Below are 24,827 nucleotides of genomic sequence, written 5' to 3'. Positions count from 1 at the left end.
TCCCTTAATTTAGAGTGGATGAGTCTTGTTCGGCCTATCAGGATCGTAACCGGTGGCGTAAGCCGGCGTGTTCTTGCGCCATTTCGGTTCTTTGTTCAGCGTGTGATTGGTGATCTTGCGGAGATTGCGGATCAGGACACCGTAGGGCTTGACCAGAACCGACGAGATGCGGGCACCGGGCGGCTCGTCCATGAACGGCATGAATTTGTCAGGAAAGCCCGGCATGGTGCAGCCGATGCAAATGCCGCCGACATTGGGGCAGCCGCCAAGACCGGCGATCCAACCGCGCTTGGGCACGTTGCACTGAACCACCGGGCCCCAGCAGCCGATCTTCACCAAGCATTTTCGTGAGCCATATTCATGCGCGAAATCGGCTTCCTCATAATAAGCGGCTCGATCGCATCCCTCATGAACGGTGGGACCAAACAGCCAGCGTGGACGGCCGTGCCCATCGACAGGAATCATCGGCGCGAGACCTGCGAGCTGACGCAGGAGATAAAGGAACGTCTCCATGAAATTGTCCGGCTGGACCGGACAGCCCGGCACGCTGACGATCGGCAGGCCCGCCTTGGATTTCCATTCGACTCCAAGATAATCTTGAAGCCCCATGCAGCCGGTAGGATTTCCCTTCATCGCATGGATGCCGCCAAATGTGGCGCAGGTGCCGGCGCCGATGACCGCGAGCGCCTTGGGCGCCAGCCGGTCAATCCATTCGGTGGTTTTGATTGGTTGGCCGGTCGCGGTATCGGTGCCGACGGCAGCCCAATATCCGTCGCCGCTGAGATTTTCATTTGGAATCGAACCTTCGACAACAAGGACGAAGTGTTCGAGTTCGCCGTGGGCACCCTGATGGAACGGCTTCATAAAATCATCGCCAACCGTGTAGGACAGCACCGCATTGTGCAGGTGGACCTTTGGCAGGCCGGGTATCGCCCCAAGGACGATGTCTTCGATGCTCGGTTCACTCGCGGCGGTGATTGAAACCGAATCGCCGTCGCAGCCGAGCCCAGCGGTGATCCAGAGCACGTGAAGCTCTTCGATTTTTGACGAAGCTTGTCCATTGCCTTTTGGGAGCGGACTGGGGTCTGGAGCCATTGGTCCATCCTTTCGCCAAAAGAGACGGCGACTGCGCCGTAAAGCGTCGCTAGCCTGGCCAGCGACCAGAGAATGCACGTGTTAAGGACGCGCTTGAGGCTGTCATATGAATGCCCGTGTCGGTGCAGATCTGCCGGCGACCAAGGGAAACGCGGAAAAATGAGAATTGTTCCTAAAAGTGGAACGAAATGCGCAGCTCAATTTTTTAGATTTCGCTCATAACCTGAGCGTACGAGATAAGCGCGAACAGAACCGTGCCTCCGATGATGTTGCCGACGAGGACCGGCACCATGAACTGTCCGAAAAACTGCGCAATCGCCAGCTCGCCGATGAAGATGAGAAGGAAAGCCTCGACGCTGCCGACGACGATATGGGTAAAGCCCCCGATCGCAATCAGATATGTCAACAATCCGACCATATGGAATCGGGCGGAGTCGGCGTTGGGAATCAGCCAGACCATCGCCGCGATGAGGAAGCCGGCGGGAATGCTTCTATAAAACATTTCCTTTGAATTGTTGCTGAGCAACGCGCGGCTGATCTCAAGCATGCCGTCGTGAAGCTCCGGCGAGAGCGCGGGCGTGAAGCCATAGAAGAGCGCCGCAACCAGAGCGCCCGCCATATTTGCCGCGAAGACGACGCTCCACAATCTTATAACGCGCCCGACATTCAGCGCGGTAAAGCTCTTTAGCAGCGGCAACACGGCTGTAATGGTGTTTTCGGTGAAGAGCTGCTGGCGTGACAACACCACCAAGAGGAAACCAGCAGGATATCCGGCGGCGACAATTAGCGGCGTCCAGGCCCTTTGCGGCAAATTAATTTGTAGCGCGGCCCGAGCGATAAGCGAGAAGCTCATCGAAAAACCTGCAGCGACGCCTGACCAGAAGAGCGACACCGCCGGGCGCGCGAGCTCTTCTTCGCCCATGCGACGCACAACTTCATACAGAACCGGCGTGCGTGGCTGCGCCCTCTCCTCGATATCGATGATTTCGCGCGCCGTGATGCCTTTCACGTCGTTTTCGCCGGCCGGACCGTCGGCGCGCAATGTCGCGGGCTCGGCGGGGCCGGTCTGCAATCGCTGGGTATCCGGCGTCAACAGTCGTCCTTTCAACGAGGCCCGCCCCGGCCTTCGCTAACTGCGGCTGAATGTTGAACTGTCGAGCTACAACCGCTGTTCCCGGCTGACCGAAATGACCGCGAGAGCGCAGCTGCGGCCGTGACGCGCCCGCGCCGTTTAGGCGTCGCCTACCAGCGCAGGACTGCGCCGCCCCAGGTCATGCCTGCGCCGATCGCCATCATGGCGATAACGTCGCCTTTTTTCAGCCGTCCGGCGCGGTTCGCCTCATCGAGCGTAATCGGCATCGAGGCGCTCGACGTGTTGCCGTAGCGGTCGATGTTGATCCAGCATTTTTCAAGGGGCACGCCGAGATTCTGCATCGCGGATTCGATGATCCGCTTGTTGGCCTGATGGGCGATGACGTGGTTGACGTCGGTCGCCGTCAGACCCGCGGCTTTTAGAGCGTCGCCCAGCACTTCGGGCAGCAGCCGCGTTGCGACCTTGTAGACCTCGCGGCCGCGCATTTTGATCTTCCCGGACTTTTCTTCCAGCATTTCGGCTGACGGCGGACGTCGGCTGCCGCCTCCATAAATGCCCAAGATGCCGGTCATAGAGCCATCCGTGCGCAGGCTCGCGGCGAGGACGCCGCGTCCTTGCTCTTCGCTGGCGCCAAGCAGAATTGCGCCGGCGGCGTCGCCAAACAGCACGCAGGTCTCGCGATTGGTCCAGTCGACGAAGCGGCTCAAGGTCTCAGCGCCGATCACAAGCGCGCGCTTCGCCTTGCCGCTTTTTATAAACTGGTCGGCGATGGCGAGACCGTAGAGCGAACCGGCGCAGGCGGCGCCGACATCGAATGCGAAAGCGTTCCTCGCGCCAAGCCGGGCCTGGACAAACGAAGCGCAGGATGGCGTCGGCGTATCGCCTGTCACAGTACATACGATGAGCATGTCGACATCGTCAGGCTTTACGCCCGCGAACTGTAGCGCCTCGCGCGCGGCGGCCGCCGCAAGATCGGATGTCGCCTCATCGTCCGCAGCCACCCGGCGCTCCTTGATCCCGGTGCGGCTGACGATCCATTCGTCGTTCGTCCTGACGATCTTCTCAAGGTCGGCGTTGGAGAGGACGCGCTGCGGCACATAGGATCCTGTTCCGAGAACGATCGAATTCGTCAAGACCTGGCGTTTCCTTCTGAGCGGCGGCGCTAAAGCTCGCCCGCGAAGCGCTATTCCTAAGTGCCGCCTAGCCCAAGCGCAAATCTTCTTTTTCGTTCGTCTAAATCGCTTGCGTCCGCGCTGACTTATGGGCTTTCTTGGGTCGCGCCGCGGGCCCGGCAAAAGCTGGGCGTCAATCCTTCCTTAAGCTGCGCGCCGCTAGACCTGGCTGGGGGCTTGTCGGAGTAGCGTTCATGATCGACGCCATCATCTTTGCCGCCGTCGCGCTCTTTGCTCTTCTCGGCGCGCTGACGGCGTAAGCTCGCGGCCGCGATTGCAATGGCGGTCCGCACGTGGCAATGGGCGCCATGCAGGATCGACACAGACCGCTCAGCGCCGCCCCGCGCGTCTCCTTCGTCTCGCTTGGCTGTCCCAAGGCGCTCGTCGACAGCGAGCGCATCGTTACGCGGTTGCGCGCCGAAGGCTACGAGCTCTCGCGCACCCATGCCGGCGCCGATGTGGTCATCGTCAACACATGCGGCTTTCTCGACAGCGCCAAGGCCGAGTCGCTCGAAGCAATCGGCGCGGCGCTCAATGAGAACGGCAAGGTCATCGTCACCGGCTGCATGGGCGCGGAGCCGGAGGCGATCTCCGAGCGCTTTCCGCAGGTGCTGGCGATCACCGGCCCGCAGCAATATGAGAGCGTCGTCGAGGCGGTGCATCGCGCCGCCGCGCCGGCGCACGACCCATTCGTCGACCTGCTTCCCGAGCAGGGCGTCAAGCTCACGCCGCGCCATTACGCCTATCTGAAAATCTCGGAAGGCTGCGACAACAGCTGCTCTTTCTGCATCATTCCGCATTTGCGCGGGCCGCTCGTCTCCCGCCCTGCCGCGGATGTGCTGCGCGAAGCGGAAAAGCTCGCGCGCGCCGGCGTCAAGGAATTGCTCGTCATCTCGCAGGACACGAGCGCCTATGGGCGCGATATCCGCTACGCCGAAAGCATCTTCGGCGATCGCAGCGTGCGCGCGCGCTTTCTCGATCTCGCGCGGGAACTTGGCGAATTCGGGTTATGGGTGCGCCTGCATTATGTCTATCCCTATCCCCACGTCGACGAGGTCATTGCTTTAATGGCGGAGGGAAAAATTCTTCCCTACCTCGACATCCCCTTTCAGCACGCCGCGCCGAATGTGCTGAGGGCCATGAAGCGCCCGGGAAATGATGAACGGACCCTGGCGCGCATTCGGGCCTGGCGGGAGGCCTGTCCAGGCCTCGCGTTGCGGTCGACGTTCATCGTGGGCTTTCCGGGCGAGACTGACGCGGATTTCGATTATCTGCTCAATTGGCTGGAGGAAGCAGAGATCGACCGCGCCGGCGCTTTCAAATATGAGCCCGTCGCCGGCGCGCCGGCAGAGGCGCTTGGTCTCCCCGCTGTGCCCGACGACGTGAAGGAAATGCGCTGGCGCCGATTCATGGAGAAGCAGCAGGCGATCAGCGCGCGGCTGATGAAACGCAAAATCGGCAAGCGCCTTTCGGTCATTATCGATGAGCCAGGCGGCGGCCCGGCTGGCGCGCTCGCCAAGGGCCGCACCAAGGCCGACGCACCGCAGATCGACGGCGCGGCATTTGTCGCGTCGCGGCGCCCGCTGCGCGCCGGCGACATCGTCACGGTGAAAATCGAGCGCTCGGAGGCTTACGACGTCTATGGCGCGGCGACCTAGAGCAGCCCTATATTGGGGCCAGGGATAAATTAGGGAGAGCGCGCCATGACCGAAGAACCGCAGGAAAAGGCCACGCCGCCGCAGGAAACGCCGCCGCCTCTACCCAGAGAGGCGCCGGCGCAGCCGCAGCTGCCGAAGTTCGTAATTCCGCGCAGCCTTTACATCGCGACCGCGCTGATCGTCATCGGCTCATTCGCGATCACGCTGTTTGTGCGCAATCCCTATACGCAGTCCGTCACCGAGGGCGGCGGCTTCTACGAGCACAGCACCGACAATTCGGCTCTTATGTGGGTCGCGATCTTCGTCGGCATTCCCTTGAGCTTCTGGGCCTATAAGCGCTGGATATTGCCGCTCTTCGAACGCAAATAGGGAAGCATTTTCCGCCGAAGCGGATGCCGGTTCGGCGTGAAAATGCGTCAATCCAAGAAACGGAGCGCGTTCATCAACGCGCTCCGGCGCGCAACTCGGTCGAAGAGCGCTCGAGTCTTGGTCCGTGCAGATAGACCATCGCCGGCGGCGGCGTCGCGGCGAGCAGCGCGGCGTCGCTCTCGGGTAGCCGCGCATTCCCGAAATAGACGGCCGCCTTGGCGCTCATCGCTTTGAGCGTCGCGCCCGGCCGGTCGATCACCGCGATCGGCGTCGTCCGCGCGATCTCCCGCCAACGCCGCCAGCGGTGGAATTGCAGGAGATTGTCAGCGCCCATGATCCAAACGAAGCGCACGCCCGGACAATGCGCGTGAAGATAATCGAGCGTGTCGCAGGTGAAGCGCGCGTTGATGTCAGCTTCGAAGCCGGTGAAGGCGACGCGGGGATCGCGCAGGATTTTTTTCGCCGCGGCGATCCGCGCGTCGATTGACGGCAGTTCGCCCGCATCCTTGAGCGGATTGCCGGGCGAGACGATCCACCACAGCCGATCGAGCTTCAGTCGCGTCAGCGCGATGCGCGAGACGAGCGCATGGCCGTCATGCGGCGGATTGAACGAGCCGCCGAAAAGGCCGATGCGCATGTCGGGGGCGTGAGGCGGGAGGCGCGGGATCATCCCCTCTCCCGCTTGCGGGAGAGGGTGGCCCGGCGCAGCCGGGTCGGGTGAGGGCCCTCATCCGTCGCGCCTTCGCGCGACACCTTCTCCCGCGAGCGGGAGATGGGACACTCCAAAGCGTTGCGTGACAAGCCATCCAAGAGGCTCATCACCCCCGCACCTGGCCGTCGCCGTAGACGCGATATTTGAAAGAGGTCAGTTGCTCCACGCCGACCGGTCCGCGCGCATGCATGCGGCCGGTGGCGATGCCGATCTCGGCGCCGAAGCCGAATTCGCCGCCATCGGCGAATTGCGTCGAGGCGTTATGCAGCACGATCGCGGAATCGACTTCATTCATGAAGCGCGCCGCAGCATTCGCGTCACGGGTGATGATGCAGTCCGTGTGATGCGAGCCGTAAGTCTCGATGTGATCGATCGCGCCCTCCAGCCCGTCGACGACCCGAGCGGTGATGATCGCGTCGAGATATTCGGCGCGCCAGTCCTCTTCGTTGGCTAGTCTCACCCGCGCATCGGCGGCCTGTGTCGCTTCGTCGCCGCGCACCTCGCAGCCCGAATCAATCAGCATCGCGACCAGCGGCTGGAGGTGAGTCGCGGCGCAGGCCCTGTCGACGAGCAGCGTCTCAGCCGCGCCGCAAATGCCGGTGCGGCGCATCTTGGCGTTGAGCAGCACGCGCTTCGCCATTTCGAGATCGGCGTCCCTATGCACAAAGACATGCACGATGCCTTCAAGATGTGCGAAAACCGGCACGCGCGCCTCATGCTGCACGCGGGCGACGAGACTCTTGCCGCCGCGCGGCACAATCACGTCGATATTGCCATCGAGCCCCGCGAGCATCGCGCCCACGGCGGCGCGATCCGCCGTCGCGACAAGCGAGATCGCCGCTTCGGGAATCCCCGCGGCCTTTAGCCCCGCGACAAGGCAGGCGTGGATGGCGGCCGACGAGCGCAGGCTCTCGGAACCGCCGCGCAGGATCGCGGCGTTGCCGGACTTAAGACACAGCCCGCCAGCGTCGGCGGTGACGTTCGGCCGGCTTTCATAAATTACGCCGATGACGCCAAGCGGCGTCGAGACGCGCTCGATCTTCAAGCCGTTCGGCCGCTCGAAGCGCGCCAGAACACGGCCCACAGGGTCAGGCAGATCGGCGATCTCTTCGAGCCCACGGGCGATGGCTTCGACGCGGGATACATCGAGCGTCAGACGATCGACGAAAGACGCCGCCGTTCCGCGCGCCTTGGCGTCAGCGACGTCGCACGCGTTGGCGGCGAGTATCACGCCGCTTTGGCGGCGGATTTCGGCGGCGGCGGCGCGCAGCGCCCTGTTCTTGGCGTCGGTTGAGGCCAGCGCTACTGCCCGCGCCGCTGCGCGCGCGGCGCGCCCGAGCGCCACAAACGAGTCGCTCGACGTCGCGTCTGCGCCGCTTGACCGCGTCTCATTGCGTAATGCCTGCGTCATCGCTGTCTCATGGCAAATGCCTGCGTCTCGCTATCATGGCGGCGACGGCAAGGAAAGCCGCGGCCTTGCGGGGCCTTGCGCAATATGGAAGAACGGCCGCCATGTCCGCCTTGCAAGATAATCCTTTCGCTGGACCGATCGGCGCCGAATATGACGTGCTGCGGCTCTTGTGTCCAAACGCGCCTGTCCTCGCTCGGATGGTCGGGGAGCAGGTCGCGAAATGGCGTCGCTCCGCCGGGCCGATCGAGGGATTCGAGATCGGCTGCGGCACCGGGATCAGCACGCTGGCGGCGCTCTCGGCGTGCGACGACCTCAAGCTCACTGCGGTCGACAGCGCCGGCGAAATGCTCGCTCAGGCGCGCGTCAATCTCGCCGAATCGGCTTCGGCGGGCCGCGTCACATTCATCGAAGCCGATGCGCTCGCGGCTTTGCGCGCATTGCCAGACGGAAGCAAGGATGTCGTCATTTCAAATTATGCGATCCACAATTTCCCTGACGACTATCGTAAGGACGCGATCGCGGAGATTTTCCGCGCGTTGAAGCCTGGCGGCCTGTTCGTCAACGGCGACCGCTACGCGATGGACGACCCGGCGGCGCACCTTGCCGATACGCAAGCCGTAGTGCGCGGATGGTTCAAGATTTTCATCGATATGAACCGGCTCGATCTGCTTGAAGACTGGGTCGTGCACCTATTGAGCGATGAATCGCCTCGGCGCATCATGTATTTCGAGCCCGCGCTGCAGCAGCTGCGCGATGTCGGCTTCGCGCCGGTCAGAGTCGAATTCCGCGACGGCGTGGACACTCTGGTGACCGCGGCGAAGCCGGCCGCGTAAGGTTTCCTTATCCTGAGGAGCGCCCGCAAGTCGCGGTTTACCCGACTTGCGGATTTTAATGTCGATCTCGGGCAGGCCCGAGATCGAAGGCGCGTCTCGAAGGAGGAGGAAACCTTCGTTCGCATCCTCGGCTTCGCCCTCGTGCTTCGAGACAGCGGCTGCGCCGCTTCCTCAGCATGAGGGCGAGGAGCGCTGTCTTCGCCAAGAGCGCCCTAGAGCCAGTTCCAACTCATGCCGTTCATGCGCTATAGCGCGCCATGGACCTTGCGCTTCTCGCTCTTTTCGCCTCGCTCGTCACCGCGATCTGCCAATCCGTCACCGATCTCGGCACCAAGGCGGCGACGCGTACGGCGGACGATCGCGCCATCCTTGCCGCGCAATGGTGCGCGGGTGCGCTGCTGCTGTCGATCGCGTGTTTCGTCCTCTATCCGGGGCTCTTCAGCGCGCCGCGCGAGACGCTCGCCGCAGTGACGCAGCCGCAATTCTGGACTCTCCTCGCTTGGTCGGGCGCGCTCAATGTCGTCGCCTATGTGCTGTACATCCGCGCCTTTCGCCTGTCCGACGCTTCGCTGGTGGCGCCGCTCGTGCTGCTCACGCCGGTACTGATGCTCGTCACCTCGCCGATCATGACCGGCGAACAGGCGCCACCAATGGGCGTCTTCGGCGTGCTGTTCACCGTGCTGGGCGTCGGCCTGCTCGACGCCGATCAGGCGAGCGGACGCCGCTTCAACTTCCATGTTTTCGCGCGCGACAAAGGCGCGCGCATGATGATCGGCACTGCCGTGATTTGGAGCGTCACCGCCAATATCGACAAGCTCGGGGTCAGGGCGTCGACGCCGCTCATCTGGATAACGGCGGTGACCATCGTCATCTCGCTCTGCGCCCTCATCTATTGGTTCGCCGGACGGCGCGCCGCGCCGCGCCTGTCCGCGCTGCGCTACGCAATTGGCGCGGGCTCGGCGATGGCCCTCGGCAACACCTTGCAAATGTGGGCGCTGACTATTCTGTTCACCCCTTACGTCATCGCCATCAAGCGCCTCTCGGCGCTCTTCACCGTGCTAGCGAGCGGGCATGTGTTGAAGGAGGAGTCGAGCGGCAGATTGCTCGGCGCGGCGGTAATGCTGATCGGGGCAGTGATGATCGCGCTGGCGCGGGGGTGACTGCAAGCGCCGTCATGGCCGGGCTTGTCCCGGCCATCCACGCCAAGACGTTGCGCCCATTTCGCAAGATTGGCGGGCGACCCATCGCGTGGATGCCCGCGACAAGCGCCGGCATGACGCGGGAGAAGCCCCCTACTCCTCCATCTTCAGCGCCGCAATAAACGCCTCCTGGGGAATTTCGACGCGGCCGAACTGGCGCATCTTCTTCTTGCCCTCTTTCTGCTTCTCCAAAAGCTTTCGCTTACGTGTCACGTCGCCGCCGTAGCATTTCGCGGTGACGTCCTTGCGGAAGGCGCGCACCGTCTCGCGGGCGATGATCTTGCCGCCGATCGCCGCCTGGATCGGCACCTGGAACATATGCGGCGGAATCAGCTCCTTTAATTTCTCGCACATCTGCCGGCCACGTCCGTCGGCGCGCGTGCGATGCACGAGCATGGAGAGCGCGTCGACCGGCTCGGCGTTGACGAGAATGCTCATCTTGACGAGATCGCCGACACGATAGTCTGTGATCTGATAATCGAAAGACGCATAACCCTTCGAGATCGATTTCAGCCGGTCATAGAAATCGAACACGACCTCGTTGAGGGGCAGGTCGTAGACCGCCATGGCGCGCTTGCCGACGTAGTTGAGATCAACCTGCACGCCGCGCCGGTCCTGACAGAGCTTTAAGACCGAGCCGAGATAGTCGTCGGGCGTCAGGATCGTCGCCCGGATCCAGGGCTCCTTGATCTCGTCGATCTTCACCACGTCCGGCATGTCGGCGGGATTATGCAGCTCAATCTCATCGCCGTTGGTGAGCGTAATCTTGTAGATGACCGACGGCGCCGTCGCGATCAGATCGAGATCGAATTCGCGCTGCAGCCGCTCCTGAATGATCTCCAAATGCAACAGGCCGAGAAAGCCGCAGCGGAAGCCAAAGCCAAGCGCGGCCGACGTCTCCATCTCATAGGAGAAGCTCGCGTCGTTCAAACGCAACTTGCCGATCGCCGCGCGCAAATCCTCGAAATCGGCGGCGTCGACCGGAAAGAGCCCGCAAAACACGACAGGCTGCGCCGGCTTGAAGCCCGGCAGCGCCTCGGCGGTCGGCTTCTTGTCGTCGGTGATCGTGTCGCCGACCCGCGTATCCGCGACCTGCTTGATCTGCGCGGTGATAAAGCCGACTTCGCCGGGTCCGAGCGAGGCGACATCCTGCATCTTGGGACGAAAGACCCCGATCTTGTCGACTTCGTAGTGGGCGTCCGCCGCCATCATCTTGATCTTCTGGCCCTTCTTCAGGGTTCCGTCGAAGACGCGCACCAGCACGACGACGCCGAGATAGGCGTCGTACCAGCTGTCGACGAGCAGCGCCTTCAACGGCGCCTTTGCGTCGCCGGAAGGCGGCGGCAGGCGGTTAACGATCGCCTCGAGCACGTCGGGGATGCCGATCCCCGTCTTGGCGGAGATGAGCACGGCCTCTGAAGCGTCGAGGCCGATCACCTCCTCGATCTGCTCCTTGATGCGGTCGGGCTCGGCGGCCGGAAGGTCGATCTTGTTGAGGACGGGAACGATCTCATGGCCGGCGTCGATCGCCTGATAGACATTGGCGAGCGTCTGCGCCTCGACGCCCTGCGAAGCGTCGACGACGAGCAGCGAGCCTTCGCAGGCCTTGAGCGAGCGGGACACCTCATAGGCGAAATCGACGTGGCCGGGCGTGTCCATCAGATTGAGGACATAGTCCTTGCCGTCCTTCGCCTTGTAGTTGAGGCGCACGGTCTGCGCTTTGATGGTGATGCCGCGCTCGCGCTCAATGTCCATCGAGTCGAGCACCTGCTCGACCATATCGCGCGCCGCGAGCGTTCCCGTCTCCTGAATGAGCCTGTCGGCCAGGGTCGATTTGCCGTGGTCGATATGCGCGACAATCGAGAAATTGCGGATGTTTTCGATTTTGTGGGCGGTCATGGGCGCGGGATAGCAGCGCCCGACCAGGAAGGAAAGGGCGCGCCGGGCGACGCCAGCGCCAGCTCCGCGCCCGCAGCAAGACTCGAAGCGCCCGAAAGAAGGGCTTATTTCTTCTCCATCCGCGCCTCGAGCTCTGCCTTGCCCTTGTTAAAAAGCTCGATGGCTTTGGGCACTGCCCAGCGGATGAAGGCGTCCGCCGCCTTCACGGCGATGCAGCCGATTTGGGTTACGACGTCGACCGTCTTGTCGAACCAAGGCAAAGCCGGGCTGTCCGCCGGAATTTTACCCCTCACCCAGCCGACGCCCTGCTTGGTCTTCTCCTCGATCAGATTCCACAGCACCACGGCGGGATCGGACGACGGCGCCGTCGCGATCGCCTGACGCAACCGCACGACCTCCGCCGCTGCTTCGTCGGCGCGACGACTGGCGGCTTCGAACTGCGTCGACGCCTGCGTCGCGCGCGCCGAAGCCTCCGCCTTCTCTGCGGCGAGGCGGTCGCGCTCGGCGGTCATCGCCGCAAGGCTGTCACGGAGGTCGTCGCGCTCCTTGGCGTAGGCGTTGGCCTTGGCGACGATCTCGGATTTTTCGAAAATCTGCCGGTCGCGCTCCATGCGCGTCGCTTTCAATTGTTCCTGCAGATTGTTCAATGCGGCGCGGGACACCGTATCGTCAGGTTGTGACGGAGTTTCTTCGGACATGGCCGCCTCCTTTGGAGAGAGATGGCTCGAAACGGCGACCAGGTCGCGCGCGAGCACAACGGAAATGGCCTCGGTGGCGGTTCGGCCTCAAAATCGCGCGCCAAGCGCGACCATGTTTAGTGTCAAAAAGCCGATTCGGCAAAATCGGCCGCAGCGGCGCCGGCTATTGCACACGGCGGTGCCGTGGATTTGCCTGATTCAATGCCCGCGGCCTGCCACAGATTGCAGTCGCTGTGCAGCCGACAGGCAGTCGCGCGGCGCCGACGAACATTTGTCGCGCGCGGCGCCGGCGAGCGCATCGCCGCCAGCATGAATGAGCGAAGAGAATTGCTCGATGGCGTCCTCTACGAGGCCGCCTGCCTTCTGCCGGCTCTGGTGGCGCGCGACCCCGCTGTCCTTCGCAGCCGGCGCATGATCGGCGCGCCACTGCAGCGCGCAGAGAACGAGGAGAATGCAGATGGCGCATTTGACGAGAAAAACCAAAATCGTCCCCGTGATCGACAGCGGCTTTCTTGAAAAGGATGTCGCCGCTGGGTTGAGCATTCGTAAACGCCCGGCGGATTTTTTTGCTTCGCGAGGTTCGGCAATAATATGCAAACCATGTCGACGCGTCGCCGGATGACTCTTGAGGTTTTCGCCCCGGCTTAGCAGCTGCTTAAGAACGCTCCCTTATCCTTTCAGGCGATTAGGAGCGTGCGTCTTGAGTAGCTTCGCCGACGACAGCCATTACGAGTCTTGCGTGAGCGCCGCGTTGCATGAGCGGGTGGCCGGACGACCTGTGGAAGAAGCGCGCCATCGCGCGTTCATCGTCGCGCGGCTTATCGTCGCCGGCTGCATCCTGCTCGCGACGCTGTTGGCTGTGCTCCTGCGAGGCGCGCCGACGGCGAGCGAGTCCATAATCTTCCTTCTTGCGCAGATTCCGCTGGTCTCCGTCATCGTTCTGTCGCGCACGGGAGATTTGCGCATCGCCCGGAGCCTCTCCATCGGCGGTTGGATTGCGACGGCGACGGCCATCCGCGCGCTAATGCCGGGCTACGACGCGTTTTCGGTGGCGCTGCTGCTCGTTGCGCTGATTGAGTCCGCGCTTACGCCCGAAATTGGCGCGATGGTCGTCGTCGAAGTCGTCGCCATCGCCGTTCTGGCGCTGACCGCCGGCCAGAATCTGCACGCGTCCCACGAACTGCTGACGGAACATGCGGCAGCCACCGGCTTCCTCGCGGCGACATTGCTCGTTTATGTCGCCGCGCTCGTCTTCGGCGCCGTCCGCGTGGAGAAGACCCGCGCTCGGGCCGAAGCGCGCAACGACCTCGATCTCATGCGCCTAACCGAAGCGGTCGGCGACATCCTGCTGCATCTCGATCGGGCCGGCTTCGTCAGAGCGGTCGTGGGCGGCCGGCATCGCGCCTTCGATCTCAGTCGCCGAGATCTGGTCGGGCGCGAATTTTTTCAGCGGATTCATGTCGCCGACCGGCCGGCCTTTCTGCAGCTCGTCTCCGACGCCTTTGACGGCAAGGCGACGGCGACCACAGCCGTTCGCGTTCAGATTGGAGTCGCAAGCAATCCTTCCGGCGGATTTGTCGAGCCCGTGTTCGCCTATTTCGAGGCGCGCATGCGTCGCGCCCCATCCGACGGCGGGACCGGCGCGCCGAACGCCGTCCTCTGCGCGCTGCGCGACGCGAACGCCGGAATAGAAGCCGACATCGCATTCGCGGCGGCTTGCGCGGCGGCCGAGCGCGCCAGACCGAGCAACGTGCGCTTGCTCGCCGATGTCAGCCACGAATTGCGCACGCCGCTCAACGCCATTATCGGCTTCTCCCAGATGCTGACGACCAACGAGATTGCGCCGCCGGAGCCCTCCAAACAGCGCGAATATGCCTCGATTATCAGCGACTCAAGCCGCCATCTGCTCGAGATCGTCAACTCGATCCTGGACATGTCCAAGCTCGAATCCGGGGCCATGGAAATCGAGCCCGAGTCGTTTGCGCTGCAGGCGCTCGCCAATCAATGCTGCGACATGATGCAGCTGAAAGCCAGTCAATCGGGCGTGACGCTTGCGCGCGAATATGACGAAACCCTTGGCGAGATCGTCGCCGACAAGCGCGCCTGCAGGCAGATCATGATCAACCTGCTGTCCAACGCGGTGAAATTCACGCCGCGCGGCGGTAATGTGAGGCTGCTGCTTCAGGCCGAAGGAAACCAGGCGATCATCTCCGTCGCCGACGATGGAATGGGCATCGCCCCATCCGACCTCGAACGTCTCGGCGATCCCTTCTTTCAGGCGCGCGCCTCATCTAACCGCCGCCATGACGGGACAGGCCTCGGCCTTTCGATGGTGCGCGGACTCGTGGGTCTGCACGATGGTTCGATCAGCATCGAAAGCGAGCCGCGGGCCGGCACGACGGTTTCCGTGCGGCTGCCGCTCGACTGCCAACATCGCGGGTCGACCGGCGGTCCGGCAAAAATTGAAGCGATTGCGCGTCTCGGCGCCGCGCCTGCGGCGGCCGCCGTCGTCGCAGAACCAGCAACGGTGAAGAAAATTGCCTGACGCTTCGCTCTACGCCTCACGCTTTCAGGCTTCGCCCAGCGACCGCGCGCCGCCGCGCGCCGCAAGTCGCAAAGGTCGCCGCTCATTCCTCGCACGCATGTTCGGAGCGAGGCGGATCGGCGTGACGCTGATCCTCGGCATCGCCGCGGTGGCGGCGATCGGCGTTCCGATGAACGCGCTGTTTTTTCAGGATGGAAGACATCCGGCGCCGCTTTTCTCGGCTCAGCGTTCAAATGCCATTACGGTCCCGCCGACGCCTCCGACGCGGCCGGCAGCGATCGAAGCTGCGCGAACCGAGCGGGAGACCTTCATTCAGGCGCGGCCTACGCCCAAAGACGCCATCGCCAGCAAGCTCGAAAAGCTCGACGCCAAACCCCTCGAGGCCGGCAAGACCGAGCCGGCGAAGGCCGATTTGACGCGTACGGACAAGACGCGCGACGCCATCGGCCTGTTGATTCTCAGCAAGGCGCCGCCGACCGCGAGCGCCGACAAGGCGGACAAGACCGAGAAGGCGGCAAGCCCTGAAAAAACTGCGCAGGTCGACAAAAACGTCCTTTATGCGCAGCGCGCGCTCTTGAGGCTTGGCTACGTGGTGCGTGCGGACGGCGTTCTCAACAACGCGACGCGTCACGCCTTGGAGAAGTTCGAACGCGACGCCGGCCAGCCGGGCAAAGGCAAAATTACGCCGAAGGTTCTCAAGCTGCTTGCGACGCTTTCAGGGTTGGCGCGCCCCTAAACGGTTCGGGTTCGACAATGGCGCCGCTCAAGCGCTAATTTGCGCCTTATGCGATTGAGGTCCGACATATTCGTCTCCGCGCTGATCCGCCGGGCTGAGGTGCAAGGCGCCGTCGCCATGCTGCGCCGGCGCGGCGCCGCCGAAGCGGGTGCTATTTTCGTAAAGCTCGATCGGCTGGACGGACGGGCCGCGGTCTATGGTCCTGCCCCGCAAAGCGAAGAACTGCCGATGGGCGTCGACCGGCTGTTCGCGCGGGTCCATGCAGACGACTGGCTTGATCCGGCGGGAGCCGAGCAGCGATTGAAACGCGAGATCATGTTCGACCCCGACCTGTGGATCGTCGAGATCGAGGATCGCGACGGTCGCGTGTTCGTCGACCTCGCCGCGTAGAGCGCTCCAGACTCTTGGAGGTCCAGCGTCAAGCGGATTGATCGAGTTTGCGCAACGGCCGCGGCAATTGCGACGCTGTGCGGCGCCACGTCGACCCACCGGTGTCTTCTCGCATCGGGCGGCGAGAACTCTCGCACTCCGATCGCGCGGCGCCGGTCACTGCGCCGACAATCCGCGACGCTGCGCGCTGCGGCGTCGACCGAATCAAACCGATCAAGGCGCGCACGACGTCGGCGTTCTGTCCGCTGCTCGGAGAAGCGGAAAACAGGATACGCGTCGCCGCTTCAAGCGGAACGCCGATCGCATTGAGCGCGAGGGCGAACGCTTCCCCGAGATGGTCGACGACAATCGCGCGAGCGCGATCCTTTCGGCACTCGAGCGCCTCGGAAAGGAGAACGGCCATAGCGCCGCGATCAAAGCGTCGCGCCGCCGCTTCCATTTTCGCAACGAAGTCGACGTCGGCGCGAAGCGGCGCCTCGGTCGCGCCGCTCGCCAATATTTCGCGCGCGGCGTTGAGCACGATCGCCATGCGCTCGAGGCGGCTCGCCGCCAGGAAAAGCGGTTCCGGATCAAGATCGAGATCGTCGCGGTTGAGCAGCATTCGCGCGAGCGCCAAGTCGTCTCGCGCCGCCATGACCAACGCGCGCCTTGACGCCGAATCAAGGTGTGCGGACAGATTGCCGGCCAGCGCGCGAAGCACCTCCCCCTCGCTGCGCGTAGCAAGCGCCAGCATCGTCTCCCGATCGAGATCCCGTCGGCGAGCGATGGCCGCCGCGAATTGCGCGGGCCCCTGCTCGGCGGCGGCCATCATGTCGCGACGCGCAAGCTTAGGCGCGAATTGAAAGGCGAGCGCAGCTGCAGCGCCGCCCTTCTCGAACAGACGTGCGAAAATTGAGGGAGGCGTCTCGGAATGGAAGCAGAGCGGCAGCGCCACGCGGGCCACTGTTTCAGAGTCGATAATGTCGATCAGCCCGAGCGCGAGCTTTTCGAATTGCCGGATGTCAGCGGCCGGATGCATCGATCGCTCGACAAACTGGTCAACGGTCGCGCGAAGCAGCGACGCATCAACGATCCGACGCTGTTTATCGGCGTCCATTACTCATCACCGCCCGAACCCTTACGCGACTTGCAGAAATTTTAGCATCCGGTCGTTGACGGAACATTAACCCTCGCCAACTCCTAATCGTCAGGACAGCTGATTCATCGTCGGCCGAAGGAGCTTCGGAGGGTTCGCCATGGGGAAGGTCATCGCCTTCCAGCGCCGCACTAGAGCGGCGCCGATGCGCCAAGACGCGTTGGAGCGCGACGCCGAGATCCTATTCTTTCTCGGCGTGCGTTACGAGCGGATGGGCGACGCTCTCTCCGACCAACAAAAGATTTCCGGACCCGACTCCTGCGGCGCGCCGCCGACCGGCGGCAAGCGCCGGCGCCGGCGCCGCGGCTGACTCAATCGGCAAGGACTAGCGCCCAATAGACCTTATATTTCGCGCTAGGCGCATAGGCCGTTGCGATGCCCATGCGCCTTACGCGCTTATCCAACATCCGCGCATTATGCGGCGCCGAATCGCGCCAGCCGGAAAAGGCTTCCGCCAGCGTGCGATAGCCCGCGGAAACATTCTCCACGGCCGCCGGCGTCTGAACGCCTGCGCCGGCGAGACGGTCGCCAAGTTCGCCGCGGGCCGCAAGATCGCCGCTTTGCGCCATATCCCGCGCCTGCGCCTCGGCGACGCGTTGCAAAGTTTCGTCGAGCGTCAGAGCGCCGACCCCGCTATTGCGCCGATACAGCGAGATCATGTCGCGCGCCGCCACGGGGTCAACGCGCGCGCCGGCCCTCGCCAGAGAGCGATACATCGGCGGCTCCGACTCCGCCGCCGGCCTCGCCGGCTCGGGCGCGGCGTTGCAGCCCGCGAACATGGCGAGCGCCAGCAGAACGGCGACGCTAGGACGTGGCGACAGAGACATCACGCGCATCTCGCGCCCCATTCTTTGAGAAACAATGAACGCCCAGAGATTTTACTTCGCCTGAGCGCGGTCGTATCGGGCGGCCTCTTCCAACGAGTCGTCGGACTTTGCGGATGGCTCATCGTCGCTCTTGGCGCCCACCAGACCAGCCTCGATCGCCAAGGCGCTCGCGGCGGCGGCGGCGGCGAGCTTATCGAGTTCCGGTATCTGAACGATCGTCGGCGGCGGAGCGGCGGCGGCCGGTCCAATCGTGATTCCGGCCTCATTGAGGCGCTGGTAAAGATCGAAGTGCAGATCGCTGCGCACCCGCGCCGACTGTTCGACGTCTTCGACATAGCACCACAGTTCGAATTTGAAGGCGTTCGCCTCCATGCCGAGGAACATGACCTGAGGGGCGGGAATCCGCAATACGCCTTCCTGCGCGCGCGCAACGGCAAGAAGAATGTCGCGCATTCTCTCGGGATCGACGCCGGCATGGGGCGTGATGCCGATCTTGATGCGGCCGACTTTGTCGCCGCGCAGCCAATTCTTCACGACGCCCGCGACAAGATTGGAGTTCGGCACGATCATCGTCGCGCGATCGAAGGTCTCGATCTCCGTGGAGCGGACATTGATCCGTTTGACATAGCCTTGCTCGTCGCCGACGACGACCCAGTCTCCGACCCGGATCACGCGCTCCCAGAGCAGGATCAGTCCGGAGACAAAATTGTTGACGATCGACTGAAGGCCAAAGCCGATGCCGACGGAAAGGGCGCCAGCGACGATCGCGAGTTTTTCGAACCCAAGCCCGACATAAGACAGAGCGAGCGCCGCGGCGAAAATGAATCCGATATAGCCGAGCGTCGCGCTGATCGAATTGCGCAACCCCAGATCAAGTCGGGTCAGCGGCAGAAAACGCGTGTCGAGCCAGCGGCGCAGGCCTTGAGTCGCGGCAAGCGCCGCGGCGAAGACCAGCATCGCCACAATCGCGCTCGAGGGCGAGATGGTGACGTCGCCGATCTTGAAGGAAATGAAGGCTGAACGAATATTGACGAGGAAATCTCCGGACTCGTAGCCAAGCGGCGCGATCGCCGCCAGCGCCGCCGCCAGAAAACAGAGAAGCGTGGCGACGCCGGACAGCAGCACGGCGAAAGGAGCAAGCTGCTCGCGGCGCACGCCAAGACCGCTGATCATATTGCGGCCAAGGAAACTTGTTGGCGCGAACGCGGCCTCGACGCCGCCGCGCAGCAGCGTCACAACGACGTAGAGAATCGCCAGGACCGCCGCAGTCCAGCCGATTTGCAGAATGACGAAATTGGCGAAGGTGACATAGCCGACCCCGCATGCGCCGACGAGCACGACCGCGAGGAGGGCGCCGAAGAAACGCGCGACGCTCACCCAGTCGCGATCCTCAGCCGTCGCAACGACCGCGCCCTTTCCGATTTCGACGCGCCTTGGCAGGTTGAAGAGCGCGATAGTGATAAGCGCCGCGACGATCATCACGCCAAGCCCGCGCGTCACGATGACGAGAGAAAGCCCAGCCTGCACCGATTCTTCCAGTTGCTCCAGGAGACGCGCGGTGGAAAATGTCAGCGCAGCCAGCGTGACGAGTTGTGTAAGGAGTCTGGCGAGACGATCGCCCGGATCGATGAGCCGCCAATTCGGATGCGATGGCGCGAAAACCGCGCGCGCGATCGCATAGGCGAAGGCGACGCGCGCTACGCCTTCGACACAGCGCCGCCAAATCGGTTCGAGCGTCGAGTCGATGAGATCGAAAGCATCGAACGCGAAGCCCAGCGCCACGATCGCGGCGACGGGCACAGCCGCCACGACGAGCGCTGACCATCCGGCGCCCGCCGCCTTGCGCAAAGGCGTCGGCGTGGCGTTGCGGTCGACGCGCCGCACGATGCGGCGCGCCATGAACAGCGCCAACGCGACGCCCGCCGCGATTAAAAAAAGAACCGCGAAAAACTGCGCGCGCTGGCCGTTGTTGACGCGATCGACGAGATTCGACGTTCGGTCGGAAAGAAAGTTCGCCGATGCGCTGGCGACTGTCGGCGCTTCTTCAAGCGCGGCGCGCCACAATACAGGCGAGAAAAAATTCGGGGTGCGTAGAAAAAGATTCTTCGCGAAGAGTCCGCGCTGACGCGCGACGATCGCGACGACGACTTGTTGCGCTTCGAGCTGCATGGCGCGCGCGCGCTTCAACGTCGCGTCGATCGCGTCGAAAAGGCGACGCTGGTCTTCAAGCTCAGCGTTGGCGCTGACGCGCGCCGCCGCATCGGGCTGCTCCGCTTCGCTCGGCGCGGCCTCAGGCGCGGCGACCGGCGGACCTCGCGCCGGCGGCGCGTTCTCGACGCGGCTCTTGACGGGAGGCTTAGACGACGGCTTGGGCTCCTGCGGTTTCTCCGCCGGCTTGGGAGCTTCCTTCGGCGCTTCCTGAGGTTTTGTGGCAGCGGGCGCGAGTTCCTTCAATCTCGCTTCGATGGCCGCCAGACGCGGCGTCAGCTTTTCGATCGTCTCGTCCAGCTCATGCGGCAGCGGTTCGATGCGGGCGCGCAGATTGCGCAAGGCGGCGTCGGACAGCTCGGACTGTTCCAGCGTCTTCTGCACTTCATCGAGCGTGTCGCGGACGCGATCGAGACGAGCGTTGAACTGGTCGATCGAGTCCGGCGCTTCGTCGGCGCGCGCCAGGGGAGCGGCCAGGGGAGCGGCCAGCGTCGCAATCAACATGGCGATCAGGAGAGTCAGCTTGCGCACATGTTTTCCCTAAATGGAGCGAGCCGATGGAGCGTGAGAATGAACGATCAATCTTTCGGCGGCTCGAGTTCGTCGTGATAGGGCCGTTTCTCGCCGTTTCGATCGACGATGGTCCATCCTCCCTGCCCGTCCGGCTCGGTGCCGCCAGCAGCGACCCGCGCCTTGCCATAGCCGCCGGGAATGTCGAGCACATAGGTCGGCGCCGCGACGCTGGTCACGCGCCGCGTCAGCTCCGCGTAAAGTCGTCGCCCGGCCGCGAGGCTGAGCCGAAAATGCGCAGTTCCCGGCGCGAGATCGGGATGATGCAGATAATAGGGCCTGACCCCCATGCTTGCCAAATCACGCATCAGGCGCTCCAGGACCTCGACGTCGTCGTTGACGCCTTTGAGCAGCACGGTCTGCGACAGGAGGATCGCTCCAGACTGGCGCAGCCGAGCGATCGCCGCGCGGGCCGGCTCGGTCAATTCGCGCCAATGATTGACATGCAAGGCGATGAAAAGCGTCTTGCCGCTTTCGCGAAGCGCCGCGAGGCGATCGCGCGTGACAAGATCGGGCGCAGCCGTCGGCGCGCGCGTATGGACCCGCAACAGCGCGACATGCGGGATTTCGGCAAGCCGGCGCGACACGGCTTCCAGCCGGCGCGCGGACAGCATCAAGGGATCGCCGCCCGTCAGGATCACTTCAAAAATCTGCGGCCGGCCCGCGATATAATCCAGCGCGGCCGCGACGTGACGCTCGGGCAGCAGATCGCCCTTGCCGCGTCCGACCGTTTCGCGGCGAAAACAGAAGCGGCAATAGACCGGGCAAACCGAGAGCAGCTTCAAGAGCACGCGATCGGGATAGCGATGCACGAGGCCCGGCGACGGCGAATGAACATCGTCGCCGATCGGATCGGCGCGCTCCTGCGGCGTGGTCGCGGCCTCGCGCAGGTCAGGGATAAACTGTCGCGCGATCGGGTCGTTGGGATCGTCGCGGTCGATCAGCGCCGCGATTTCCGGCGTGACCGCGATGCTGTAGCGCAGCGCCACCGCATCGAGACCGTTGACCTCGTTCATGAGGCGCGCGTCAACCAAATCGGCAAGCGAGGTAAGCGTGCGCGACGGCGCGCGAGTTAGAGCAGCAGCGTCTTGATCCAGCGGCGAGCGTTTCTCCGCCCCGCAATCGCTCTCTGGCGCGTGAAGCGGGGGAGAGTTGAAGAGGGGGCGATGCGGTTTGCGCTCGGCTCGAATATATTCCCCCTCCCTTACCCTCCCCCGCTGCGCGGGAGAGGAAGGCGCCAAGCGTTCGGCGAAAAAATCATCCGCGCGGTCCGTTATTGCTTCGCCCCCCGCGCGGCGCGCTTGGCCAGCGTGCGCAGCCGCAGGGCGTTGAGCTTGATGAAGCCTCCGGCGTCGCGTTGGTCGTAGGTTCCGCCTTCTTCGAAAGTGACGAGGTCCTGATCGTAGAGCGACCAGGGGCTCTCGCGGCCGACCAGCGTCGCCGATCCTTTATAGAGCTTGATGCGCACGCGGCCTGTCACATGTTCCTGGCTCTTGTCGATCGCGGCCTGCAGCATTTCGCGCTCCGGCGCGAACCAGAGGCCGTTATAGATCAGCTCGGCGTAGCGCGGCATCAGCTCGTCTTTAAGATGCGCGGCGCCGCGATCGAGCGTCAGGCTCTCGATGCCGCGATGCGCGACGAGCAAAATCGCGCCGCCCGGCGTCTCATACATCCCGCGCGACTTCATGCCGACGAAACGGTTTTCGACGAGATCGAGTCGACCGACTCCGTGAAGGCGTCCAAGATCGTTGAGCTTGGCAAGGAGCGCCGCAGGCGAGAGACCAACGCCGTCCACCGCAACCGGATCGCCTCTCTCGAAGTCGATCGTGACATATTGCGGCGCGCCCGGCGCATCTTCGGGATCGCCGGTGCGCGAATAGACGTAATCCGGCGTCTCCTGGTTCGGGTCTTCGAGCACCTTGCCTTCCGATGACGTGTGCAGAAGATTGGCGTCGGTCGAGAAGGGCGCCTCGCCACGCTTGTCCTTGGCGATCGGTATCTGATTCTTTTCGGCGAAGGCGATGAGATCGCCGCGCGAGGCGAACTCCCATTCGCGCCAGGGCGCGATCACGGTTATGTCCGGCTCGAGCGCATAATAGCCGAGTTCGAACCGCACCTGGTCGTTCCCCTTACCGGTGGCGCCATGGCAGACGGCGTCGGCGCCCGTCTGGCGCGCGATCTCGATCTGCTTCTTGGCGATGAGCGGACGCGCGATCGAAGTGCCGAGCAGATAGAGCCCCTCATATTGAGCGTTGGCGCGAAACATCGGGAAGACGTAATCGCGCACGAATTCCTCGCGCAGATCTTCGATGAAGATGTTTTCGGGCTTCACGCCCAGAAGCAGTGCTTTGGCGCGCGCCGGCTCAAGCTCCTCGCCCTGGCCGAGATCAGCGGTGAAGGTGATCACTTCCGCGCCATATGTCGTCTGCAGCCACTTCAAAATGATGGAGGTGTCGAGCCCTCCCGAATAGGCGAGGACGACGCGTTTGATTTCTTTTTTCGGGCGGGTCATTTTGGCTCTGGCTCGGCGGGCGGCGACTGCGCGCGGGACTATAGGCGCCGTGCGCGCCAGCGCAAGGCGGCTCAACGGTCCGCACGTCCACGCAGGGAGAGACTCGTGCATCGAACCTTTGCCCTGGCGGGCGTCCTTTCCATCCTCGCGCTGTCGAATCTCTGCGCGCAAACCGGCCAGCGCGTCTGGACGCTCGGCGGGCTGGAGGAAAAGGACGCCGACAGCATTTACCTTGGCTATGGCGTCCCCGAAACCGACGACAGCCTGGGAAGCTTCACCTGCGCGCCAGGGAGCGGCCTCGTCAAAATCTGGATCGCCGAAACCAGCGACAAGCTAAAAGCCGGCGACAAGGCGACGGCGGCCCTCTCCGTCGGCCAGAAAACGACGAAGGTCGCCGGCAAGCTCGTCCCCAACGAGGAAGCTGGCGTGCCGAGCTTTGAAGGCTCGCTTCCGGCGAAAGACCCGATCTTCGCCGCGATGACCAGCGGGGAAACGCTCGACATCGCCATCGGCGGGGCTCAGCGAAAGGCGCCCCTCGCCGACGCGACGGAGAAATTCAAGAAATTCGCTGCCGCCTGCGCCAAGCGCTAAAGCCTCGTTTTTTGTGTCGGAGCCAACTAAATTGATACGAATGAGCAGTCGATCGAAGAATCTTGCACCGTCCAAAGTCGCCGGCCTGACGCCGGCGCGCCGCCGGGCGCTCGACATTCTCACGGAAGCGAACCGGCCGGTCGGCGCTTACGAGATGATCGATCTCATGGCCGACGAAGAAGGCAAGCGCCCCGCGCCGGTTTCCGTCTATCGCGCGCTCGGCTATCTCATGGACAATGGTCTCGCGCATCGGCTTGCCTCGAAAAACGCCTATATCGTCTGCGGCCATGCGCATGAGGCCGAGGAGCCGGTGGTTTTCATCATCTGCGAGCAATGCGGCGAGGTGAAAGAGGCGACGTCTCCAGGATTCGCCCGCGAACTTGCGGCGCTCGTCGGGGCGGCGAATTTCAGCGCTCGGACGCGCGTCGTGGAAATCGCCGGGCGCTGCGCCCGGTGCGACGGCAAATAGCGATGCGCGGCGCAGCGCGCTGGCTCGCGCCGCTCCTCTTTCTCATTGCCTCGGTCGCGTTCGCGGCGGCGAACTATCCGCCGCTCACCGGTCGAATCGTCGATCAGGCCAATATCATTCCGCCGTCGACCCGAAGCGCGATCGAGACGAAGCTGGAGAATCTTGAGGACAAATCCGGCATTCAGCTCGTCGTCGCCTCGGTCAATTCGCTTGACGGCCTGGACGTCGAATCCTACGCCAACGGCCTGTTTCGCGCCTGGAAGCTCGGAGAAGCAAAAAAGAACAATGGCGTTCTGTTTCTCATTGCGCCGAACGAACGCAAGATGCGCATCGAGGTCGGCTACGGCCTGGAGGGAACGCTCACCGACGCGCTGTCGAAGATCATTATCGCGGCTGCGGTGGCGCCGCGATTCAAAGCGGGCGACTATGGCGCAGGCGTCGAGCGCGGCGTCGAGGGGATCATCGAGGTGCTCTCCGGCGATTCCGCTGAATGGACGAAACGTGCAAAGGGGCCCCATTCCACGAGCTTCGATCAGCTTTCGCCGCTTATCTTTTTTGCGCTGTTTCTGTTCATCGTCGTCTGGATGGCGCGCAGCGCGCGCGGTCGGGCGGGCGCTTATCGGGGCTACCGACGCGGCGGGCCGATGATCATATTGCCCCCGAGCGGCGGCTCCTGGGGAGACGATTCCTGGGGCGGCGGGGGCT

24 protein-coding genes are annotated in these 24,827 nt (G+C 63.6%); 11 read left to right on the top strand and 13 right to left on the bottom strand.

Annotated features, from left to right (window positions below; all coding sequences use genetic code 11):
* Positions 1 to 9 precede the first annotated feature (9 nt).
* From QZ964_RS09925 to QZ964_RS09915, 3 genes are all read right to left on the bottom strand, one after another.
* Entirely contained in the window at positions 10 to 1,095 is a 1,086-nt protein-coding gene (locus QZ964_RS09925; protein ID WP_292531361.1) for a hydrogenase expression protein HypE, read from the bottom strand.
* A gap of 205 nt (positions 1,096 to 1,300) precedes the next feature.
* Positions 1,301 to 2,188, bottom strand: a complete 888-nt coding sequence (locus QZ964_RS09920; protein WP_292531359.1) for a formate/nitrite transporter family protein — start codon at positions 2,186 to 2,188, stop codon at positions 1,301 to 1,303.
* A gap of 149 nt (positions 2,189 to 2,337) precedes the next feature.
* Positions 2,338 to 3,321, bottom strand: a complete 984-nt coding sequence (locus QZ964_RS09915) for a beta-ketoacyl-ACP synthase III (RefSeq protein WP_292531356.1) — start codon at positions 3,319 to 3,321, stop codon at positions 2,338 to 2,340.
* 347 nt (positions 3,322 to 3,668) lie between these two features.
* On the opposite strand from QZ964_RS09915, the gene rimO reads away from it, so the two are divergent.
* A complete protein-coding gene (rimO, locus tag QZ964_RS09910) occupies positions 3,669 to 5,018 on the top strand; it encodes a 30S ribosomal protein S12 methylthiotransferase RimO (protein ID WP_292531395.1) in 1,350 nt (449 codons plus the stop codon).
* A 45-nt stretch (positions 5,019 to 5,063) separates the two neighbouring features.
* Positions 5,064 to 5,387: a hypothetical protein gene (locus tag QZ964_RS09905; protein ID WP_292531354.1), complete on the top strand. Its 324-nt coding sequence runs from the start codon at positions 5,064 to 5,066 to the stop codon at positions 5,385 to 5,387.
* Between the two features lie 73 nt (positions 5,388 to 5,460).
* On the opposite strand, the gene QZ964_RS09900 is transcribed toward QZ964_RS09905, so the two are convergent.
* Together QZ964_RS09900 and QZ964_RS09895 are read right to left on the bottom strand one after the other, a co-directional pair.
* The gene (locus QZ964_RS09900) at positions 5,461 to 6,057 is read right to left on the bottom strand and encodes a nicotinate-nucleotide adenylyltransferase (RefSeq protein ID WP_292531352.1); all 597 of its coding nucleotides are present in this window, start codon (positions 6,055 to 6,057) and stop codon (positions 5,461 to 5,463) included.
* Between the two features lie 148 nt (positions 6,058 to 6,205).
* On the bottom strand, positions 6,206 to 7,510 hold the full coding sequence (locus tag QZ964_RS09895; RefSeq protein WP_292531350.1) for a glutamate-5-semialdehyde dehydrogenase: 1,305 nt from the start codon (positions 7,508 to 7,510) through the stop codon (positions 6,206 to 6,208).
* A gap of 101 nt (positions 7,511 to 7,611) precedes the next feature.
* On the opposite strand from QZ964_RS09895, the gene QZ964_RS09890 reads away from it, so the two are divergent.
* Both QZ964_RS09890 and QZ964_RS09885 read left to right on the top strand, forming a co-directional pair.
* Positions 7,612 to 8,343 (top strand): class I SAM-dependent methyltransferase, encoded by a 732-nt coding sequence (locus tag QZ964_RS09890; RefSeq protein ID WP_292531348.1) that lies wholly within the window; start codon positions 7,612 to 7,614, stop codon positions 8,341 to 8,343.
* A gap of 257 nt (positions 8,344 to 8,600) precedes the next feature.
* Positions 8,601 to 9,503, top strand: a complete 903-nt coding sequence (locus tag QZ964_RS09885; RefSeq protein WP_292531346.1) for an EamA family transporter — start codon at positions 8,601 to 8,603, stop codon at positions 9,501 to 9,503.
* 132 nt (positions 9,504 to 9,635) lie between these two features.
* Here the strand turns inward: QZ964_RS09885 and lepA are convergent, their stop codons facing one another.
* The 3 genes from lepA to QZ964_RS09870 form a co-directional block, all read right to left on the bottom strand.
* A complete protein-coding gene (lepA, locus tag QZ964_RS09880) occupies positions 9,636 to 11,441 on the bottom strand; it encodes a translation elongation factor 4 (RefSeq protein WP_292531344.1) in 1,806 nt (601 codons plus the stop codon).
* Between the two features lie 104 nt (positions 11,442 to 11,545).
* Positions 11,546 to 12,139 carry a hypothetical protein gene (locus tag QZ964_RS09875; RefSeq protein WP_292531342.1) on the bottom strand — a complete coding sequence of 198 codons (594 nt, stop codon included), beginning with the start codon at positions 12,137 to 12,139 and terminating at the stop codon, positions 11,546 to 11,548.
* A gap of 198 nt (positions 12,140 to 12,337) precedes the next feature.
* A complete protein-coding gene (locus tag QZ964_RS09870; RefSeq protein ID WP_292531340.1) occupies positions 12,338 to 12,682 on the bottom strand; it encodes a hypothetical protein in 345 nt (114 codons plus the stop codon).
* Between the two features lie 157 nt (positions 12,683 to 12,839).
* Here QZ964_RS09870 and QZ964_RS09865 point away from each other — a divergent pair, with 157 nt between their 5' ends.
* The 3 genes from QZ964_RS09865 to QZ964_RS09855 all read left to right on the top strand — a co-directional run bounded on the left by QZ964_RS09865 (position 12,840) and on the right by QZ964_RS09855 (position 15,810).
* Positions 12,840 to 14,684, top strand: coding sequence for a HAMP domain-containing sensor histidine kinase (locus QZ964_RS09865; protein WP_292531338.1), 1,845 nt, complete (start codon positions 12,840 to 12,842; stop codon positions 14,682 to 14,684).
* A 121-nt stretch (positions 14,685 to 14,805) separates the two neighbouring features.
* Positions 14,806 to 15,420, top strand: coding sequence for a peptidoglycan-binding protein (locus QZ964_RS09860; RefSeq protein WP_292531336.1), 615 nt, complete (start codon positions 14,806 to 14,808; stop codon positions 15,418 to 15,420).
* Between the two features lie 48 nt (positions 15,421 to 15,468).
* Positions 15,469 to 15,810 carry a DUF1491 family protein gene (locus QZ964_RS09855; RefSeq protein WP_292531334.1) on the top strand — a complete coding sequence of 114 codons (342 nt, stop codon included), beginning with the start codon at positions 15,469 to 15,471 and terminating at the stop codon, positions 15,808 to 15,810.
* Positions 15,811 to 15,838: 28 nt separating this feature from the next.
* On the opposite strand, the gene QZ964_RS09850 is transcribed toward QZ964_RS09855, so the two are convergent.
* Positions 15,839 to 16,906: a DUF2336 domain-containing protein gene (locus tag QZ964_RS09850; RefSeq protein WP_292531332.1), complete on the bottom strand. Its 1,068-nt coding sequence runs from the start codon at positions 16,904 to 16,906 to the stop codon at positions 15,839 to 15,841.
* 139 nt (positions 16,907 to 17,045) lie between these two features.
* Between QZ964_RS09850 and QZ964_RS09845 the strand changes: the two genes are divergently transcribed.
* On the top strand, positions 17,046 to 17,255 hold the full coding sequence (locus QZ964_RS09845) for a hypothetical protein (protein ID WP_292531330.1): 210 nt from the start codon (positions 17,046 to 17,048) through the stop codon (positions 17,253 to 17,255).
* A 1-nt stretch (position 17,256) separates the two neighbouring features.
* On the opposite strand, the gene QZ964_RS09840 is transcribed toward QZ964_RS09845, so the two are convergent.
* The 4 genes from QZ964_RS09840 to QZ964_RS09825 form a co-directional block, all read right to left on the bottom strand.
* Positions 17,257 to 17,781: a CAP domain-containing protein gene (locus QZ964_RS09840; protein WP_292531328.1), complete on the bottom strand. Its 525-nt coding sequence runs from the start codon at positions 17,779 to 17,781 to the stop codon at positions 17,257 to 17,259.
* Between the two features lie 42 nt (positions 17,782 to 17,823).
* Positions 17,824 to 20,511: a DUF3772 domain-containing protein gene (locus QZ964_RS09835; RefSeq protein ID WP_292531326.1), complete on the bottom strand. Its 2,688-nt coding sequence runs from the start codon at positions 20,509 to 20,511 to the stop codon at positions 17,824 to 17,826.
* Between the two features lie 47 nt (positions 20,512 to 20,558).
* On the bottom strand, positions 20,559 to 21,584 hold the full coding sequence (locus tag QZ964_RS09830; protein ID WP_292531324.1) for a lysine-2,3-aminomutase-like protein: 1,026 nt from the start codon (positions 21,582 to 21,584) through the stop codon (positions 20,559 to 20,561).
* A 239-nt stretch (positions 21,585 to 21,823) separates the two neighbouring features.
* Positions 21,824 to 23,062: an argininosuccinate synthase gene (locus tag QZ964_RS09825; RefSeq protein ID WP_292531322.1), complete on the bottom strand. Its 1,239-nt coding sequence runs from the start codon at positions 23,060 to 23,062 to the stop codon at positions 21,824 to 21,826.
* Between the two features lie 105 nt (positions 23,063 to 23,167).
* On the opposite strand from QZ964_RS09825, the gene QZ964_RS09820 reads away from it, so the two are divergent.
* The 3 genes from QZ964_RS09820 to QZ964_RS09810 form a co-directional block, all read left to right on the top strand.
* Positions 23,168 to 23,653 carry a hypothetical protein gene (locus QZ964_RS09820; RefSeq protein ID WP_292531320.1) on the top strand — a complete coding sequence of 162 codons (486 nt, stop codon included), beginning with the start codon at positions 23,168 to 23,170 and terminating at the stop codon, positions 23,651 to 23,653.
* Between the two features lie 40 nt (positions 23,654 to 23,693).
* Positions 23,694 to 24,122, top strand: a complete 429-nt coding sequence (locus QZ964_RS09815; RefSeq protein WP_292531318.1) for a transcriptional repressor — start codon at positions 23,694 to 23,696, stop codon at positions 24,120 to 24,122.
* A 2-nt stretch (positions 24,123 to 24,124) separates the two neighbouring features.
* The coding region (locus QZ964_RS09810) for a TPM domain-containing protein (protein ID WP_292531316.1) at positions 24,125 to 24,827 on the top strand (703 nt) is incomplete at its 3' end.

Source organism: Methylocystis sp. (assembly GCF_021731785.1).
Classification (GTDB): Bacteria; Pseudomonadota; Alphaproteobacteria; order Rhizobiales; family Beijerinckiaceae; genus Methylocystis.
Note: the sequence above shows the minus strand (reverse complement) of the source record. Positions and strands in the feature narration are given on the sequence as shown.

Bases quoted from the DNA above. Each gene is read 5' to 3' on its own strand.
- QZ964_RS09925 (WP_292531361.1), bottom strand. From the start codon at position 1,095: ATGGCTCCAGACCCCAGTCCGCTCCCAAAAGGCAATGGACAAGCTTCG.
- rimO (WP_292531395.1), top strand. From the start codon at position 3,669: ATGCAGGATCGACACAGACCGCTCAGCGCCGCCCCGCGCGTCTCCTTC.
- QZ964_RS09905 (WP_292531354.1), top strand. From the start codon at position 5,064: ATGACCGAAGAACCGCAGGAAAAGGCCACGCCGCCGCAGGAAACGCCG.
- QZ964_RS09900 (WP_292531352.1), bottom strand. From the start codon at position 6,057: ATGATCCCGCGCCTCCCGCCTCACGCCCCCGACATGCGCATCGGCCTT.
- QZ964_RS09895 (WP_292531350.1), bottom strand. From the start codon at position 7,510: ATGACGCAGGCATTACGCAATGAGACGCGGTCAAGCGGCGCAGACGCG.
- QZ964_RS09890 (WP_292531348.1), top strand. From the start codon at position 7,612: ATGTCCGCCTTGCAAGATAATCCTTTCGCTGGACCGATCGGCGCCGAA.
- QZ964_RS09885 (WP_292531346.1), top strand. From the start codon at position 8,601: ATGGACCTTGCGCTTCTCGCTCTTTTCGCCTCGCTCGTCACCGCGATC.
- lepA (WP_292531344.1), bottom strand. From the start codon at position 11,441: ATGACCGCCCACAAAATCGAAAACATCCGCAATTTCTCGATTGTCGCG.
- QZ964_RS09875 (WP_292531342.1), bottom strand. From the start codon at position 12,139: ATGTCCGAAGAAACTCCGTCACAACCTGACGATACGGTGTCCCGCGCC.
- QZ964_RS09870 (WP_292531340.1), bottom strand. From the start codon at position 12,682: ATGCTCAACCCAGCGGCGACATCCTTTTCAAGAAAGCCGCTGTCGATC.
- QZ964_RS09855 (WP_292531334.1), top strand. From the start codon at position 15,469: ATGCGATTGAGGTCCGACATATTCGTCTCCGCGCTGATCCGCCGGGCT.
- QZ964_RS09850 (WP_292531332.1), bottom strand. From the start codon at position 16,906: ATGGACGCCGATAAACAGCGTCGGATCGTTGATGCGTCGCTGCTTCGC.
- QZ964_RS09845 (WP_292531330.1), top strand. From the start codon at position 17,046: ATGGGGAAGGTCATCGCCTTCCAGCGCCGCACTAGAGCGGCGCCGATG.
- QZ964_RS09840 (WP_292531328.1), bottom strand. From the start codon at position 17,781: ATGCGCGTGATGTCTCTGTCGCCACGTCCTAGCGTCGCCGTTCTGCTG.
- QZ964_RS09825 (WP_292531322.1), bottom strand. From the start codon at position 23,062: ATGACCCGCCCGAAAAAAGAAATCAAACGCGTCGTCCTCGCCTATTCG.
- QZ964_RS09815 (WP_292531318.1), top strand. From the start codon at position 23,694: ATGAGCAGTCGATCGAAGAATCTTGCACCGTCCAAAGTCGCCGGCCTG.